The following is a 13,936-nucleotide window of genomic DNA, read 5'->3' as shown; positions in this document are numbered from 1 at the left end:
GCCCAGGGTAAGGGATGACGCGCCCGGCATGTGGAACGCGGGTCGCAAGGTCTGCCGGCGAGCGCGCCTGGGACGACGCGGCGTTCAGTCGGAGGCGAGGGCCAGCTGCCGCTGCCGGGCCTGACGCGTCAGGTGCCAGCGGCTGAGGTCAGCGGCGGCGTCACGGACGATGGCGCCGGCGTGCGGCAGCGCGGCGCGGCGGCTCTGCATGTTGCGGGCCACAATGCCGGTCAGGTCGTCGAGGTTGTGCAGGTGCGCGCCGGGTACCCCGGCGATGTTCGGGTCGAGAATGCGGGGCACGCTGATGTCAATCAGGAACATGGGACGCCCGGGACGCTGGCGCAGCGCCGCGCGCACGCCGTCGCCGTGCAGGACGTAGTGGGGCGCGCCGCTGGACGCGATCAGCACGTCCGCCTCGGGCAGCACTTCGTGCAGGTACTCCACAGCGCAGGGCCGGCCGCCGAGCTTCTCGGCCAGCTGCCGCGCCCGCTCCACAGTGCGGTTGACCACGATGACGTCCTCCACACCCGCGGCACGCAGGTGCGTGAGGGTCAGTTCGGCCGTCTCCCCCGCCCCGATGATCAGCGCCGTGCGGCCCGCAAGGCCGCCCAGGGCGCTTTGGGCGAGATCCACGGCGGCGCTGGAAACGCTGACGATCTTGTCGCTCATGCCAGTCTCGAAGCGCACGCGTTTGCCGGCGGCCAGGGCCCCCTGCGCGACCTTGTTCAGGATGGTGCCGGTCAGGCCCCGTTGGCGGGCGTCCATCCAGGCGCGCTTGACCTGCCCCTGAATCTGCGTTTCGCCGACCACGAGGCTGTCGAGGCCCGCAGCCACGCGGTACAGGTGCGTGACGGCCGCCTCACCCTGGTGAACGTACAGGTGATCACGCAGCGCGTGTCCCCAGGCACCCTCGAAGGCCGACAGCGGGTCACCGCTGACGCCCGCCATGTACACCTCGGTGCGGTTGCAGGTGGCGAGCAGCATGACTTCCTGCGCGTGCGCGCACAGATGCGAAAGCAGGGTGCCTTCCTCACCGGCGCGCACCGCGGCCCGCTCACGGACCTCGACGGGAGCAGTCTGGTGATTGAGGCCGACCACAGCGAAGTCCAGCGCTTCGAGCAGGGGCGCGCCCGGCCGGGCCAGGAGGGCGTGGGCGGTGGGGCAGGCGAGGGTCATGCGGGAACTCCTACGGCCCGGCGGATCTCGGCGCGCAGCGCGTTGAGCTGCGCCTGCTTCTGGTCGCCCGGCAGGGTAAGGGCGTGCTCGCGGCGGCCCGTCCAGTCACGCAGCTGTTCGGCGCTCGGCAGCAGCTCCGCGATCCGTTCGCTGAGCGCCTGGGCAAGCGTGGGCAGTTCACGGCCGGTGTTCACGGCCACCTGAACCCCGTGCCCTTCAGCGAGTGCGGCGAAGCGCAGGTTCCCCCGCGTGGCGTCGGAAGCGTCATTCACGAGCAGGCCGAGGGTCAGCGCGTCACGCACCACGGCGCCGTTCACATCCGGCGAATCTGTGGCGGCCACCGCGATCCGCGCGCCGCTGAGGTCCCCGCGGCGGTAGTGCCGGGGCGTGACCTCCACGGACAGGGCCTGGAAGTCAGGGTGCACCTGCGGAGCGATGACCTGCACCTGGGCGCCGCTGCCCAGCAGGCTGCGGGCGCGGCGCAGGGCCACGGGCCCGCCGCCGATCACGACAGCCTGGGCGCCGTGCAGGTCCAGAAAGGCAGGCAGCAGGCTCACAGGGCGCAGTCTAGCGTGGGACGGCCGGGGCAGCCGTCCCCGACCGATCGGTAAGAAAGACGACTGGGACGCACTTGGTCTGCCTTTCCGTCACTGCCCGGGGAACGCCGTGACGGCGCCCCCTATGCCTGAATGGCCGCCTCCGCGGCCTGCGCCAGGGCGTCCAGGGTGGCTTCATGCGCCACCGTCACCTGCGTGAAGCCCGCCTCACGCGCTGCGTCCGCGGTCTGTGGTCCCATGGCCGCGACCCGGAACGCCGTACCCGCCAGCGCCGCCAGGTGCCGCGCAGCGCTGCCGGACGCGAGCGTCACGACCGCCGCGCCGCGGAGACGGTCCATGGACAGGTCATCCGGCTGGGCGGGCTCCGTGCGGTACAGCTCCTCGCGCTCGTACGTCAGGCCGCGCTCTTCCAGGGCGCGCTGCAGATCATCCTCGGCCACCTGGGACGTCAGGTGCAGCAGGGTGCCCTCCTCTGGCCCGGCCGGCAGTCCGGCCCCCAGGTGCCGTGCGCCCGGGGTGGCCGGCACGAAGTCCGCCCGCACACCCCGCTCCGCCAGGGACCGGGCGGTGCTGGGCCCCACCGCCGCAACGCGCACGCCCGCCAGGTGCCGGGCATCCAACCCCAGCGCGTCCAGGTGGGTGAACAGCGAACTGACCGCCTGGTTACTGCTGAGCAGCAGCCACGCCACGCCGCTCAGGTCGCGCAGCCTCGCGCGCAGCTCACCCGGGCGCGCCGTGGGAGCGAAGCGGATCAACGGGACTTCCAGCACACTGGCGCCGCGCGCCCGCAGACGGTCAGACAGGCCGCTGGCACCGTCACGCGTACGGGTGACCGCCACGGTCTTGCCGGCGAGCGGTCCACCAAAGCCGGGCGCCGTGTCGAACCAGCGCAGCGTGTCCCGCAGGCGCACCACCTCACCCACCACGGTCACGGCCGGGGCTTCCAGCCCGGCGGCGCGCACCACGTCCGCGATGGTTGCCAGGGTGCCGGTCACGGCGCGCTGCTGCGGGGTGGTGCCCCACTGCACGGTCGCGGCGGGCGTCTGGGGGTCCCGGCCCGCCGCAATCAGGTCCGCGGCAATCTGGTCGAGGTTGCGCACGCCCATCAGGAGCACCAGGGTGTCCACACCCGACAGGCGCTCGTAGTGCGCGCCGCCTTCCCTGGTGTTCCCGGTCAGCACCGCGAAGGACCGCGCGGCCTCGCGGTGCGTGACGGGAATCCCGGCGTACGCGGGCGCGGCGATGGCGCTGCTGACGCCCGGCACCACCTCAAACGGCACCATGGCGTGCGCGCAGGCTTCTGCCTCCTCGCCCCCGCGGCCAAACACGAACACGTCTCCACCCTTCAGGCGCGCCACGCGCCGCCCACCGTGCTCCTGCGCCTTGCGGACCAGCAGGGCGTTGATCTGCTCCTGACTGATGTACTCCGAAAAACCCTTCTTGCCCACGTAGATCGTCTCGGCCTGCGGAGCGAACCGCAGCAGGTCCGGATTGGCGAGGTAGTCGAAGAGCACCACGTCTGCCTCCTGCAGGGCCTGCATGCCCCGCAGGGTCAGCAGGCCCGGATCGCCCGGCCCGGCCCCGATCAGGGACACAAACGCGCGCGGAGAGGCAGAAGCAGGAACGTCAGTCATGGGCCACAGCGTAGCGGCCACCGGGCGGGACAAATGCGTGCTCCTCCGTCCGGTGCCCGTGACCCGTCACCTCCCCACCGGACAGGGCCGCGGCGCCGCGCAGCACCGCCTCCCAGTTCGCGCGTTGCAGGGCGTGCGCGCCGGCCAGGTAGGAGAAGCGGTCAAACCAGCTGGACGAGCGCACCACCGACTCAATCTCCAGGTGCAGGCCGCCTGAGGTGGGCTCAGCGCAGAACGTCACCGTTCCCGCGTCGGCGTGCAGCCGCAGCGTGCGGATACAGAAGCGCCGCGGCTCGTGCTTCTCCACCGTCACGCGCGCACGGCGTATAAAACCCATCAGGATCCGCAGGCGCGTGCCCGGCCCGATGGGCGGACCACCCTGGGACGGCAGGGGGGCGTCCAGGCCACGGAACCACGCGGCAAAGCGCGGCGCGAGTTCCGGAAGACGCTGCAGCACCTCGGCAGTCAGGACCTCCGGCGCAACGTCCGGGGCGCGCACCTCCACCCAGTAGCGGCGGTGCGTCACCGGCCCCACGCCGTCGGGCAGCGCCGTGGGGCGCAGGGGATTACGGGGCGACTGAACGTAAGCTGCGTAGCCGACCAGGGCCGCGACGGCCGCAGCCACCGGGCCGGACAGACGGAATGAAGACATGAGCACCTCGGAACGCTGACCTCGGCACGCCCAGGGTGGGCCGCGCCGGTGGATTCAGTGTTCCGGGCAGACGTTCAGACTGTGGGTGATTTGACTGAAGTTCACTTTATGCCCCGCCGCTCAGTCCGCAGCGGTCTGCATGGGCAGGTCAAGGTGATGCGCGGGCGTGTCGTGCAGCCCCGCGAAACGAAGGTGCCGCTGACAGATGAACCACAGTTCATCCCGGTCGTTCGGCAGGATGAAGTAGGCATCTGAGGTCTCGGAGGGGTTGTACACCCCCACCACGCGGTAGGCGCGGTGCCCGCTGAAGCCGCTCGACAATGGTCGGGGCATCGGAGCTCTCGGACCGTCCAGTTCGACAATCCGCACGAACAGGTGAGGGTGAAAAGCAATCATGACCCATCGTCACTGCGGCTGGGTCCGCTGAACTGGACAGATCACACAAGATCAACAAACGGTGATCAATCCCGAAGCCTATGCTGAGCGGCCATGACTGCGCACCGCACGCCGGCAGCCGCGCGGCTCGCGTGGGCCGAAGCCCACGCACACGCCCTCGGCGGCCTGCGCCACATGATCGGCCCGCTGGTGGCCGCCCACACCGCTCCGGACCTGCCCTTGAACACCGCGTGGCACGACGGCACGACTCCCCTCACCGCCGCCCACCTTCAGGACCTCGAAGCGTTCTGCGCCGCGCACCATCAGGTGCCCACCGTGCATGTCCTCTCTCCTTTCGCCGCAGCGTCCCTGCCCGCCCTGAACGCCCGCAGCTACGAGCTGAGCGGCGTGCTGAACGCCTACCTGCACAATCTGGAGCCCCTCCCCCTACCGCCGGCCCTGCCGGTCGCGGAAACCACCGACCCGGACGAATGGGCGCACCTGTCTGCGCAGGGCTTCGGGCCCGGCAGCCTGAGCACCATGCTGGTCGTGGCCCGCACCCCAGGCACCCGCCTGTTCACCGCGCAGCTGCACGGGGAAGCAGCGGGCAGCGCCGCACTCGCCGTGCATGAGGGGGTGGGCGCCCTGTTCGGCATGTCGACCCTGCCCGCTGCCCGGGGCCAGGGCGTGCAGACGGCGCTGCTCGCCGCGCGGGTGCACGCCGCCGCCCAGACCCGCGCGGACCTCGCGAGCGTGTTCGTGACCCCAGGTACACCCAGCGAACGCAACATACTGCGCGCCGGATTTCGGCTGGCGGCGCTGCGACTCACGTTCACCCGCCAGCCAGCCCGGTAGCCGTTCAGGCCCACGCACAGTCACGTCCGGACAGAGCGGCCCACCGTTCCCCGGCGAGCCCAAGGCGCCCGTCATCCGGAACTGCAAAGCTGAATCTTCGCGTTCCCCGGGCAGAGCCCCCCAGACCACCGGCCCATGCGGCACGCCGGGAGTCGCTGGGGGAACCCCTGTTGCCACTGAGCAGACGACAAGGTGGGCCCGCCGGCCCCTTCCAACAGCAGGAACTCCAGGGGCAGCCAGCCGGACTGACGCCCCCTCAGGCGTGCAGGGTGAACTTGTCGTTTCCCTGCAGGGGCCGTCTCGACCGGTCCCGGAGGCTCGTTGCAGCAGCATCTTACCCTCAGCGTTCAGTCTCAACCCAGGTGGAGCCGGGCGCCGACCGAGCCGCTCGGTCCGGCCCCGTCCCGAGTAAACTGAAAGGAGCCCCCCGTCTCACTGAGCCAGGGCGGACCCGGCGGTGCGGACCGCATCCCGCACCGCCGCACACACCGCCTCCTGCACCAACGCCCCCAGCAGCATGGGATCCGCCGCTGGACGCGTACCGCTGCTCAGCATGAACGCACTGTCCCCGTCCCAGAACGTATGGCTGGGGTGAATCACGCGCGCCAGGGCCGCCTGCGCAGCGTCCGCCAGCCGGCGGCACTCCCCCTTGGTCAGCGCATGCTCGGTCACCACGGCCACCAGCGTGGTGTTTTCGGCGTCGCCAGGCGTGAACGCGACCGCGCCCGGCCCCACCCCCGGTCCGGCCAGCACCCCCCCACGTTCATCCAGCACGTCCCCGATCGGGTTCACGACCGCCAGAGCCCCCACCTGCACCCCGTGCCGCTCAAGCAGCACACTCCCCAGTCCGCCCGGCACTGCGCCCACCCCCAGGTACTTCCCGGCCGTGGCACCCGTCCCGGCCCCCACCCGCCCGCGCGGCACGGCGGCGGTACTGGCCGCGCGCGCGGCGGCCTCGCCTTCCTGCGCGCCGGGGCGCACGTCGGCACGGCCCACGCCCAGGTCATAGATCACGGCCGCCGGCACGATCGGCACACGCGCCCACGGCGTCAGGTGCCCAACGCCACGTTCCTCCAGCACCCGCACCACGCCCGCGGCGGCCGCAAGGCCGAACGCGCTGCCGCCCGTGAACAGCAGGGCGTGCACACGCTCCACCTTCTTCTCCGGGGCGAGCAGCACGCCCTCGCGCGTACCTGGGCTGGGCCCCAAAAACGACGCGGACGCCACCGCGCCGTCCGGCGGGCACAACAGAACGGTGCAGCCAGTCTGCGCGTCTAGGTCCGTCCAGTGGCCCACCTGAAAGCCCGGAATTCCGGTCAGGGTGCGGTTGGTCCGTTCGGTCATACCGGTCATTCCAGCACGCAGGCGACCCCCAGTACGCTGGAACACCAGGCCTGACGAGCCGCTGGCCTGAGAAGCGGCGCTCGGCACGCCAAGCTGTGTGCCCCGCTGGGTGGCGGGCGTCCTGGCTTGTCACAAGGGGTTCGTGCCCCTCGCCGTGGCCCTGGTTCGCGGCCGGTGTGCCACTGGGCGCAGAACGCGGCGAGCCGGCGTGAAGGCCAGGCAGCATGACTTGACCGGCCGCCGGAGGCCTTGTAGGGACAGCCGCCCGAGGGCGGGTGCGCCGTCTGAGAGCTTCCTCTCCGGGACCGTGAAGGCCCGCCCTGGTAAAGAGCCGCAGAAAGGGATCGCAGCGGATGTGTTTCGCACGACGTGCTGATCTGCACCAGCAGGCCGTACGTGGGAGGCCTGACACCATGAGCCACACGGACGCCGTGGGACCCGTAAGAAACGCCGCCGGATGACCTTCGCGGTCCGGCGGCGTTGCGGCGCGCTTCAGGGCGTTTTCAGGGCGTACCCGATCCCGCGCACGGTGCGGATGATGCCGTAGCCGTCCAGGTCACGGAGTTTGGCGCGCATGTTGGCCATGTGCACGTCCACCACGTTGCTGTTGCTGGGCAGTTCCCCGTTCCAGACTTCCCGTTCGATCTCCTGCCTGGAGTACACGCGCCCGGGCTGGCGGGCCAGGAAGGTGAGCAGGTCGAATTCCTTCGGGGAGAGGCGCACCTCGTGACCGTTGTAGTGGCACAGGCGTTTCTGGGGGTGAATTTCCAGCGGCCCGATGGAGATGACCTCGCCGTGCTGCTGGTGGCGCAGCTGCACTTTTACGCGCGCCACGAGTTCCTCCGGGTGGAAGGGTTTGGTCATGTAATCGTCGGCGCCGGCTTCGAGCAGGTTCACCTTGCGGTCCACGGCGTCCATGGCGGTCAGGATGATGATCGGCACGCTGCTGGTCTTGCGCAGGCGCCGGGCGATTTCCGCGCCGTCGAAATCCGGCAGACCCAGGTCCAGGATCACCAGGTCCGGGCTGCTTTCACGTGCGGCGGTCAGGCCGGTCACGCCGTCTGGCGCGGCCAGGACGCGGTACCCGGCCTGTTCCAGTTCGTACTGGACGACGCGGGTGATATCAGGGTTGTCCTCGATCAGCAGGATGCGTTGCTCCATAAAAGTCGTTCTGTCTCCTCCGCCCCCGCGCAGGGGCACTCTGTACCGGGCGGCGCCCAGCGCTGAGGTGCGGCAGTGCAATTCGCCTGTATTCCGGCCCATCGTAGGGTGCAGGGTGTGCCCGTGGGGAAACACCGCTATTTATGGTTCTTTAACAGCCTGTCAGGCGCCCGGCACGTGAATGCTGTCCACCTGCACGCCGTGCCTCAGCAGCAGAGTTTTCAGGCGCTGCATGGCGCCCAGCGCCCGCTCCCGTTCCGGCGCGGTGAATACCAGGGTCAGGCGCGCCGGCTGCCCGGCGCGGGGTTCCTGCGCCTGCACCTGCAGCGGCCGCGTGAAGGCCGGGTCGTGCATCAGGTCACGCAGAATGCGGGTGAAGGTCAGCTCGTCCACACCGTCGAGCGTGAAGGCGATGCCCAGCGGGTCCGGCGGGAAGGTCATGCGCGCAGGGTAGGCCCAACCGTGCCCTGCGTCCACCCGGGCGCGCGGGGCGGCCCCTACAATGGCGCGCATGACGGGCGTGAACGCAGACGATTTCGACTTTCCGGATGCCGAGGGCGGCGTTCACTTTGAGCATCTGAACGGCGCGGACCTGTATTTCGAGGTGATCGGGGACGCGCAGAACGGTGAGGCGCCGGTGGTGTTCCTGCACGGCGGTCCCGGGTACAACAGCTACTCCTTTCAGGCGCTGGTCGCCGAGCGGCTCACGCGTTCCGCCGTGTACCTCGACCAGCGCGGCTCGGGGCGCAGCGGCCCACTGGAGGACACCGAGCAGGGCAGTGACACGCTGGATCTCGACACGCTGGTGCAGGATCTGGACGCCGTGCGGGATTTCCTGGGCGCCGAGCAGATCGTGCCGCTCGGGCATGGCTTCGGCGCGCTGGTCGCACTGGAGTATGCGCGGCGCCACCCGACCCTCACGGCCCGCGTCGTTGTCGTGAACCCCTGGGTGCACTTTCCGGATCTGGCCCGCACGCTGCTGGAGGAAGCCAGCGCGCGCCGCGGCGTCGCCTTCACCGACCCGGCCGACGAGGTGCGGGCCGCGACGCCTGAAGGCCAGCACCCCGCCGTGGGCGGCGCGCGCATCGAGGCGGCGTTCGCGCTGCTGAACGCCCGGGACCTGCTGAACGCCCTGCAGTTCCGCGATCAGGCGACCCGCATGCGCCTGGAGTTCACGGACGCCGAAGGGCAGCTGATCGGCGGCGGTGAGGTGCAGGAAGCGCTCGTGAACCAGGGGCTGTGGGAATTCGAGTACCCGCCGTTCCTGACCGAACTGCGCCGCCCGGTGTTTGTGATTGCGGGCGTGCACGACCGCACCAGTTACCCGGAGCAGGTGCAGTGGGTTGCGGACCTTGCCGACGCGGACGTAACGGTCCTGGACGCCGGCCACTACCCCTGGCTGGACGATGAGGACGCCTTCGCCGAGGCGCTGGAGGACGCCCTGAACCGCTAACCCCTATGCGCGCGCCTCCCCTGATCTGTACGGCCGCGCCCGCCTGCCCGGCGGCGCCCCCTATACTGAACGTGCCCCGCATGACGCCCGCCGCTTCCCTCCCTGCCTGCCGGATCTGCCGGAGGCGCGCGTGAAAGGCCTGATTCTGGCCGCCGGGCGCGGCAGCCGCCTGCTGCCCATCAGCGCCACGCGCGCCAAGCATGCGGTGCCCGTGGCTGGCGTGCCGATCATCGCGCGGGCCGTGCAGGCCCTGCGCGCTGCTGGCGTGAACGACATCGGCATTGTGACCAGTCCGTCCAGCGAGACGGACCTGCGCGACGCCACGCAGCACAGCGGACACCTGACCTTCATCCGGCAGTACGACCCGCTCGGCACCGGCCACGCCGTTCTGAGTGCCCGGCACTTCCTGGAGGGCAGTTCCGCCCTGCTGTACCTCGGCGACAACCTCTTCGAGGATTCCCTGACCCCACTGATCACCGCGCTGCGCTACGCGGACGCCGTGATCGGCGTGAAGGAGGTGCCGAACCCGCAGGCGTACGGCGTGGCCGTCGTGAAGGCCGGTCGGCTCACGCGGCTCGTGGAAAAACCCCGCACGCCGGAAAGCAACCTCGCGGCGTGCGGGGTTTTCAGCTTCAAACCCCCCCTGATGGACATCCTGGAGGACCTCCCGCACAGCACACGCGGTGAGATTGAGTTCCCGCAGGCCCTGACCCAGCTGCTCGTGCAGGGGCGGCAGGTGCGCGCCGTGGAATTCAAGGGCTTCTGGACGGACGCCGGCGCGCCCGAAGACCTGCTGGGGGCCAACACCCACTACCTGACCCTGCTTCAGGGCCGCGTCGACGGCCGCGTGGAGCGCAGCACCCTGACCGGCCCGGTGGTCATCGAGGCGGGCGCGCTGGTAGAAGACAGCGTCATCACCGGCCCCGTGTGGATCGGCCCGCACGCCGTGGTGCGCGGCGCCACGCTGGGCCCGTTCGTGAGCGTCGGCGCGCATGCCCGCGTGGACAGCGCCCGGATCAACAGCAGCCTGATTGATGAGTTCGCGCGCGTGCTGCACCCCACCCGCCCCCTGACCCGCAGCCTGATCGGCCGGCACGCGCTTGTCACGGCGCCGAGCGACTCAGGACTGCAGATGGTGATCGGGGACCGCAGTGTCATGCGCATGTGAAGCCCGCCGGCGCCCTTCAGCGTCCCCACACCCGGACCGGCCGGGCCTTCCCGTACGCTGAATAACATGACAACGCGCGACGGTCAGGGCAGCGGTCACGTCAGCACGCCGGTACCCGGCACGGACCGCGGCGAGGTACTTATCAGCGGCCTGGATACGGGTCCGCGCAGCGAGGACCGGGAAAATCTCTCCCCGACCGACACGCAGGCCCTGTTCCTGCCGCCGCACCACCCGGCCGAGGAACCCACCGACGAAGACGGCTGACCCCTCAGCGTGCCCACCCTGCCCCCGGCCCACCGGGGGCAGTGGCGCGCCTGCCGCTCCCGCATGACCGCACGGGGCGCCCTGCGTTAGAATGGCTGCCGCACGCGCCCCCGGCCCCCCGGTGCCGAACGGGCGCAGTTTCACGCAAGGAGAGTCACGAAACCATGGCCGGTCACAGCAAGTGGGCGCAGATCAAGCGCAAGAAGGGTGCCAACGACAAGAAACGCAGCGCGATGTACTCCAAGCACATCCGCGCCATTCAGGCGGCCGTCCGCTCCGGCGGCAGCGGCGACCCCGCCGCGAACCTCAGCCTGAAAAACGCCATTGCCGCCGCAAAAACCGACACTGTTCCCAACGACAACATCGACAACGCCATCAAGCGTGCTGTGGGGGCCGGCGAAGGCGCCGCGGAGTACAAGGAAGTCACGTACGAAGGGTACGGGCCCGGCGGGACCGCCATCCTGATTGAAGCGTTGACCGACAACGTCAACCGCACCGTGGCCGACATCCGCGCCGTGTTCAACAAACGCGGCGGGTCGCTGGGCACCAGCGGCAGCGTCGCCTGGCAGTTCGAGAAAAAAGGCGTGATCCTCCTGACCGACACCAGCGAGCAGGCGCAGGAAACCGCCATTGAGCACGGCGCCGAGGACATTCAGGAATCCGAGGACGGTCTGGAGATCAGCACCGGTCCTGCCGACCTGTACGCCGTGCAGGACGCCCTGCAGAGCGCCGGGTTCACCGTGGAGAACGCGCAGATCACCATGCTCCTCACGAACACCGTCGCGGTGGCCGGTGACGACGTGAAAAAGCTCCTGACCCTCATCGATGCGCTCGAGGAACTCGACGACGTGCAGAACGTCCACAGCAACGCCGACCTGCCCGACGACGAGGACTGACCCGGCGCGGCGAGGGGCACCGGAGGCCTGGCCTCCGGTGCCCCTCGCCCTCGCTGCTCTAGGGCGTGTAGGCCAAGGTCAACAGTCTCAGTGGAGCCTGAAGTGCTGCAATGCATCGTCGGGCCATTGACCCTCATAGATGTAGCCTTCCAGGGTCGTGATAATGCCGTCATCCACGTACAGCACAAATCCGCCCAGACTTTCTTTTGCCCCGATATATGCCACCACATGCTGACCAAGCCGCATGACGGAGGGGCATGAATGGCAAGGTTCCAAGTCGGCAGTAGGACTGAAGTTTGTATAAACGCCCACGCCAGTGGCGTGCCGTGAGACCACGGCCAGCTGACTGAGCTGAGTAGTCAGTTCTGAAAAGTCAGCCGCTTCGACAGTCAGAATCTGCTGTATAACGTGCCGTTCCAGGTCATTCATGCCAACAGCATAGGGAGAGCGATGGTACATGGTTTGGCCGCTACCGCCCCAAAATGTCATGTAGGGGTACCTTGGCCGACACGCCCTAGCACTACTTAAACACAGATTTTTGCGGTGCAGACGGCTTTCATACGTGTCTGACAGGCTGGTGCATGACCGTCGCTCAAAAGAACCCCTTGCCCCTGCGGCGCTTCCTGCGTCCGTTCCAGCGTGTGCTGGGCCATGCTCGCCGCCGAAAGTGGTGTCCCGTGTACCTGCACGGCTTGATGGCCCCGCTGGAACGCAAAAGTCTGCAACCACTCGCCGCATATGTCGCGCCTGGTCAGTAAGCGCAGCTGCACCATTTTGTGACGGTGAGTCCCTGGCAGGATGACCAGATGGGGGCCGTCCTCGCGCGACACGCGCAGCGGTTGGTCGGGGGCCACGACGCCGTGTTGATCGTGGACGACACGGCGTTCCCAAAGCAAGGCACAGGCAGTGTTGGGGTCGCCAGGCAGTATTGCGGTGTGCTGGGCAAGGTGGCCAACTGTCAGGTGTTGGTTTCCCTGACGCTCGCGAAGAACGATCTTCCCGTTCCTTTGGCGCTGCGGTTGTTCCTGCCCCAGGCATGGACGGATGACCCACAACGGTGTGTTGCGGCCGGTGTCCCTGTGGGACACCGGCTGTTTCTGACCAAGAAGGAGTTGGCATTGCAGGAGATCGACCGCGTCCGGCAGCACGGGGTGACGTTCAAAGTCATTGTCGCAGATGCTGGCTATGGGAATAGCGCTGCGTTTCGTGGAGCGCTCACCGCTCGGGGACTGACCTGGGCGGTGGGTGTCCCAGGCACGCAAAAGGTGTACTCCACACAAGTGGGAATGCTCACGGATCGGAGATCCAAGACCGGCCGACTTTTGGTGCCGGTTCCTGACGAGCCACGCAAAAGCGTGGCTCAGGTGTTGCATGACCTGCCACCACACAAATGGGTTTCACGCACCTGGCGCAAGGGCACCAAAGGACCGCTGCGCGCACGCTTTGCGGTCATGCGCGTCCGGGTTGTCGACGGTGGGGAACTTCATGACGGGTCCCACTTGCCCGGTGACGAAGTCTGGGTCGTTGGCGAACGTCGGCCCAGCGGGGAGCGCAAGTACTACCTCACCAATCATCCAGCCAACACATCAAAAATCGAGCTCATCCGCGACATCAAAGCGCGGTGGTCCTGCGAGCAGGTCCATCAGCAGCTCAAAGAGGAACTGGGCCTTGATCACTTTGAAGGCCGTTCCTGGCGAGGGTTGCACCATCACACACTGCTCTGCATGACCGCGATGCTGTATTTGCAAGCCCTTCGATTGGTCACGGTGACCGTTGACCCTGAGGGACGGCGACCAACCTTGCCACAAGCACGCCAGCTGACGTGCCCTGTGCTGTGGTGCCCGTACTGCTCAAGGGGAATCGGGTACGGTTGATCACGATGCTGGAGATGTACACCGTTCGACTTCACCAGGATGGACAGCCGGATCAGATCGCTGAGATGTCCGTGCTTGAAGATGATGGGGATGGCCTGATTCGTATACGGGTGGCCACACCGTCGCGCGTCTACGAGGGGCAGGACAGTTGTTTCTTTGAAACACTCTGCGTGGTGCGTCGCAAGTTGGAGCATGACGGTCTGCTGTTGTGCGTTCAAGGCGCCATGCTTGGGGTTTATCCGTCCCCGATGGCGCTCTCGATGGGTGCACGTGTCGCTTATCGGCTCACCTTGGGCCAACCTGCGAAAACAGCTGACCTCGTCGATCTCTTTGAGCCTGTAGACAGACTGGGGAGTACTGTGGACGAACAAGCACAGTGGTACAGCCTGTGGTTAGAAAGTCTCAGGCCGTCAACCTAGCTTTTTGGCGTGGATAGGCTCATGCATTGTGCTGGCGGTTGCTTAAAGCCATGATTCGCGACGTCACGGTCAAGACAGCTTGTGGCGTAGTTGCTGAATTGCGGCCAA

Annotated in this window: 15 protein-coding genes and 1 pseudogene; 7 read left to right on the top strand and 9 right to left on the bottom strand. The window is 68.3% G+C overall.

What is annotated here, in order from left to right:
* Window positions 1–84 precede the first annotated feature (84 nt).
* The 5 genes from hemA to LAJ19_RS02270 all read right to left on the bottom strand — a co-directional run bounded on the left by hemA (window position 85) and on the right by LAJ19_RS02270 (window position 4,415).
* Window positions 85–1,176 (bottom strand): glutamyl-tRNA reductase, encoded by a 1,092-nt coding sequence (gene hemA / locus LAJ19_RS02290; protein WP_225476716.1) that lies wholly within the window; start codon window positions 1,174–1,176, stop codon window positions 85–87.
* Window positions 1,173–1,733: a precorrin-2 dehydrogenase/sirohydrochlorin ferrochelatase family protein gene (locus tag LAJ19_RS02285; RefSeq protein WP_225476715.1), complete on the bottom strand. Its 561-nt coding sequence runs from the start codon at window positions 1,731–1,733 to the stop codon at window positions 1,173–1,175. The genes hemA and LAJ19_RS02285 overlap by 4 nt, the downstream gene beginning before the upstream one ends.
* A gap of 122 nt (window positions 1,734–1,855) precedes the next feature.
* Entirely contained in the window at window positions 1,856–3,367 is a 1,512-nt protein-coding gene (gene cobA / locus LAJ19_RS02280) for a uroporphyrinogen-III C-methyltransferase (RefSeq protein ID WP_225476714.1), read from the bottom strand.
* Window positions 3,360–4,019: a hypothetical protein gene (locus tag LAJ19_RS02275; protein ID WP_225476713.1), complete on the bottom strand. Its 660-nt coding sequence runs from the start codon at window positions 4,017–4,019 to the stop codon at window positions 3,360–3,362. Before LAJ19_RS02275 ends, cobA begins: the two co-directional genes overlap by 8 nt.
* A 120-nt stretch (window positions 4,020–4,139) precedes the next feature.
* On the bottom strand, window positions 4,140–4,415 hold the full coding sequence (locus LAJ19_RS02270) for a hypothetical protein (protein ID WP_225476712.1): 276 nt from the start codon (window positions 4,413–4,415) through the stop codon (window positions 4,140–4,142).
* Window positions 4,416–4,508: 93 nt separating this feature from the next.
* On the opposite strand from LAJ19_RS02270, the gene LAJ19_RS02265 reads away from it, so the two are divergent.
* The gene (locus LAJ19_RS02265) at window positions 4,509–5,249 is read left to right on the top strand and encodes a GNAT family N-acetyltransferase (protein ID WP_225476711.1); all 741 of its coding nucleotides are present in this window, start codon (window positions 4,509–4,511) and stop codon (window positions 5,247–5,249) included.
* Window positions 5,250–5,681: 432 nt separating this feature from the next.
* Here LAJ19_RS02265 and LAJ19_RS02260 read toward each other — a convergent pair whose 3' ends face one another.
* The 3 genes from LAJ19_RS02260 to LAJ19_RS02250 form a co-directional block, all read right to left on the bottom strand.
* Entirely contained in the window at window positions 5,682–6,593 is a 912-nt protein-coding gene (locus LAJ19_RS02260) for a P1 family peptidase (RefSeq protein WP_225476710.1), read from the bottom strand.
* A gap of 492 nt (window positions 6,594–7,085) precedes the next feature.
* Entirely contained in the window at window positions 7,086–7,754 is a 669-nt protein-coding gene (locus tag LAJ19_RS02255) for a response regulator transcription factor (RefSeq protein WP_225476709.1), read from the bottom strand.
* 162 nt (window positions 7,755–7,916) lie between these two features.
* Window positions 7,917–8,195, bottom strand: a complete 279-nt coding sequence (locus LAJ19_RS02250; RefSeq protein WP_225476708.1) for a molybdopterin-binding protein — start codon at window positions 8,193–8,195, stop codon at window positions 7,917–7,919.
* Window positions 8,196–8,265: 70 nt separating this feature from the next.
* On the opposite strand from LAJ19_RS02250, the gene LAJ19_RS02245 reads away from it, so the two are divergent.
* From LAJ19_RS02245 to LAJ19_RS02230, 4 genes are all read left to right on the top strand, one after another.
* Entirely contained in the window at window positions 8,266–9,207 is a 942-nt protein-coding gene (locus LAJ19_RS02245) for an alpha/beta fold hydrolase (protein ID WP_225476707.1), read from the top strand.
* A 130-nt stretch (window positions 9,208–9,337) separates the two neighbouring features.
* Window positions 9,338–10,375, top strand: a complete 1,038-nt coding sequence (locus tag LAJ19_RS02240; RefSeq protein ID WP_225476706.1) for a sugar phosphate nucleotidyltransferase — start codon at window positions 9,338–9,340, stop codon at window positions 10,373–10,375.
* 66 nt (window positions 10,376–10,441) lie between these two features.
* Window positions 10,442–10,639, top strand: coding sequence for a hypothetical protein (locus LAJ19_RS02235; RefSeq protein WP_225476705.1), 198 nt, complete (start codon window positions 10,442–10,444; stop codon window positions 10,637–10,639).
* 164 nt (window positions 10,640–10,803) lie between these two features.
* On the top strand, window positions 10,804–11,535 hold the full coding sequence (locus LAJ19_RS02230) for a YebC/PmpR family DNA-binding transcriptional regulator (protein WP_225476704.1): 732 nt from the start codon (window positions 10,804–10,806) through the stop codon (window positions 11,533–11,535).
* 87 nt (window positions 11,536–11,622) lie between these two features.
* Here LAJ19_RS02230 and LAJ19_RS02225 read toward each other — a convergent pair whose 3' ends face one another.
* The gene (locus tag LAJ19_RS02225; RefSeq protein ID WP_225476703.1) at window positions 11,623–11,964 is read right to left on the bottom strand and encodes a hypothetical protein; all 342 of its coding nucleotides are present in this window, start codon (window positions 11,962–11,964) and stop codon (window positions 11,623–11,625) included.
* A 152-nt stretch (window positions 11,965–12,116) separates the two neighbouring features.
* Between LAJ19_RS02225 and LAJ19_RS02220 the strand changes: the two are divergent.
* Both LAJ19_RS02220 and LAJ19_RS02215 read left to right on the top strand, forming a co-directional pair.
* Window positions 12,117–13,409: pseudogene (locus LAJ19_RS02220) on the top strand (IS701 family transposase).
* 5 nt (window positions 13,410–13,414) lie between these two features.
* Entirely contained in the window at window positions 13,415–13,828 is a 414-nt protein-coding gene (locus LAJ19_RS02215; RefSeq protein ID WP_225476702.1) for a hypothetical protein, read from the top strand.
* Window positions 13,829–13,936 lie beyond the last annotated feature (108 nt).

The organism is Deinococcus taeanensis (genome assembly GCF_020229735.1).
GTDB lineage: Bacteria > Deinococcota > Deinococci > Deinococcales > Deinococcaceae > Deinococcus > Deinococcus taeanensis.
Note: the sequence above shows the minus strand (reverse complement) of the source record. Positions and strands in the feature narration are given on the sequence as shown.

Bases quoted from the DNA above. Each gene is read 5' to 3' on its own strand.
- hemA (WP_225476716.1), bottom strand. From the start codon at position 1,176: ATGACCCTCGCCTGCCCCACCGCCCACGCCCTCCTGGCCCGGCCGGGC.
- LAJ19_RS02245 (WP_225476707.1), top strand. From the start codon at position 8,266: ATGACGGGCGTGAACGCAGACGATTTCGACTTTCCGGATGCCGAGGGC.
- LAJ19_RS02265 (WP_225476711.1), top strand. From the start codon at position 4,509: ATGACTGCGCACCGCACGCCGGCAGCCGCGCGGCTCGCGTGGGCCGAA.
- LAJ19_RS02215 (WP_225476702.1), top strand. From the start codon at position 13,415: ATGCTGGAGATGTACACCGTTCGACTTCACCAGGATGGACAGCCGGAT.
- LAJ19_RS02230 (WP_225476704.1), top strand. From the start codon at position 10,804: ATGGCCGGTCACAGCAAGTGGGCGCAGATCAAGCGCAAGAAGGGTGCC.
- LAJ19_RS02270 (WP_225476712.1), bottom strand. From the start codon at position 4,415: ATGATTGCTTTTCACCCTCACCTGTTCGTGCGGATTGTCGAACTGGAC.
- LAJ19_RS02255 (WP_225476709.1), bottom strand. From the start codon at position 7,754: ATGGAGCAACGCATCCTGCTGATCGAGGACAACCCTGATATCACCCGC.
- cobA (WP_225476714.1), bottom strand. From the start codon at position 3,367: ATGACTGACGTTCCTGCTTCTGCCTCTCCGCGCGCGTTTGTGTCCCTG.
- LAJ19_RS02275 (WP_225476713.1), bottom strand. From the start codon at position 4,019: ATGTCTTCATTCCGTCTGTCCGGCCCGGTGGCTGCGGCCGTCGCGGCC.
- LAJ19_RS02250 (WP_225476708.1), bottom strand. From the start codon at position 8,195: ATGACCTTCCCGCCGGACCCGCTGGGCATCGCCTTCACGCTCGACGGT.
- LAJ19_RS02260 (WP_225476710.1), bottom strand. From the start codon at position 6,593: ATGACCGAACGGACCAACCGCACCCTGACCGGAATTCCGGGCTTTCAG.
- LAJ19_RS02235 (WP_225476705.1), top strand. From the start codon at position 10,442: ATGACAACGCGCGACGGTCAGGGCAGCGGTCACGTCAGCACGCCGGTA.
- LAJ19_RS02225 (WP_225476703.1), bottom strand. From the start codon at position 11,964: ATGAATGACCTGGAACGGCACGTTATACAGCAGATTCTGACTGTCGAA.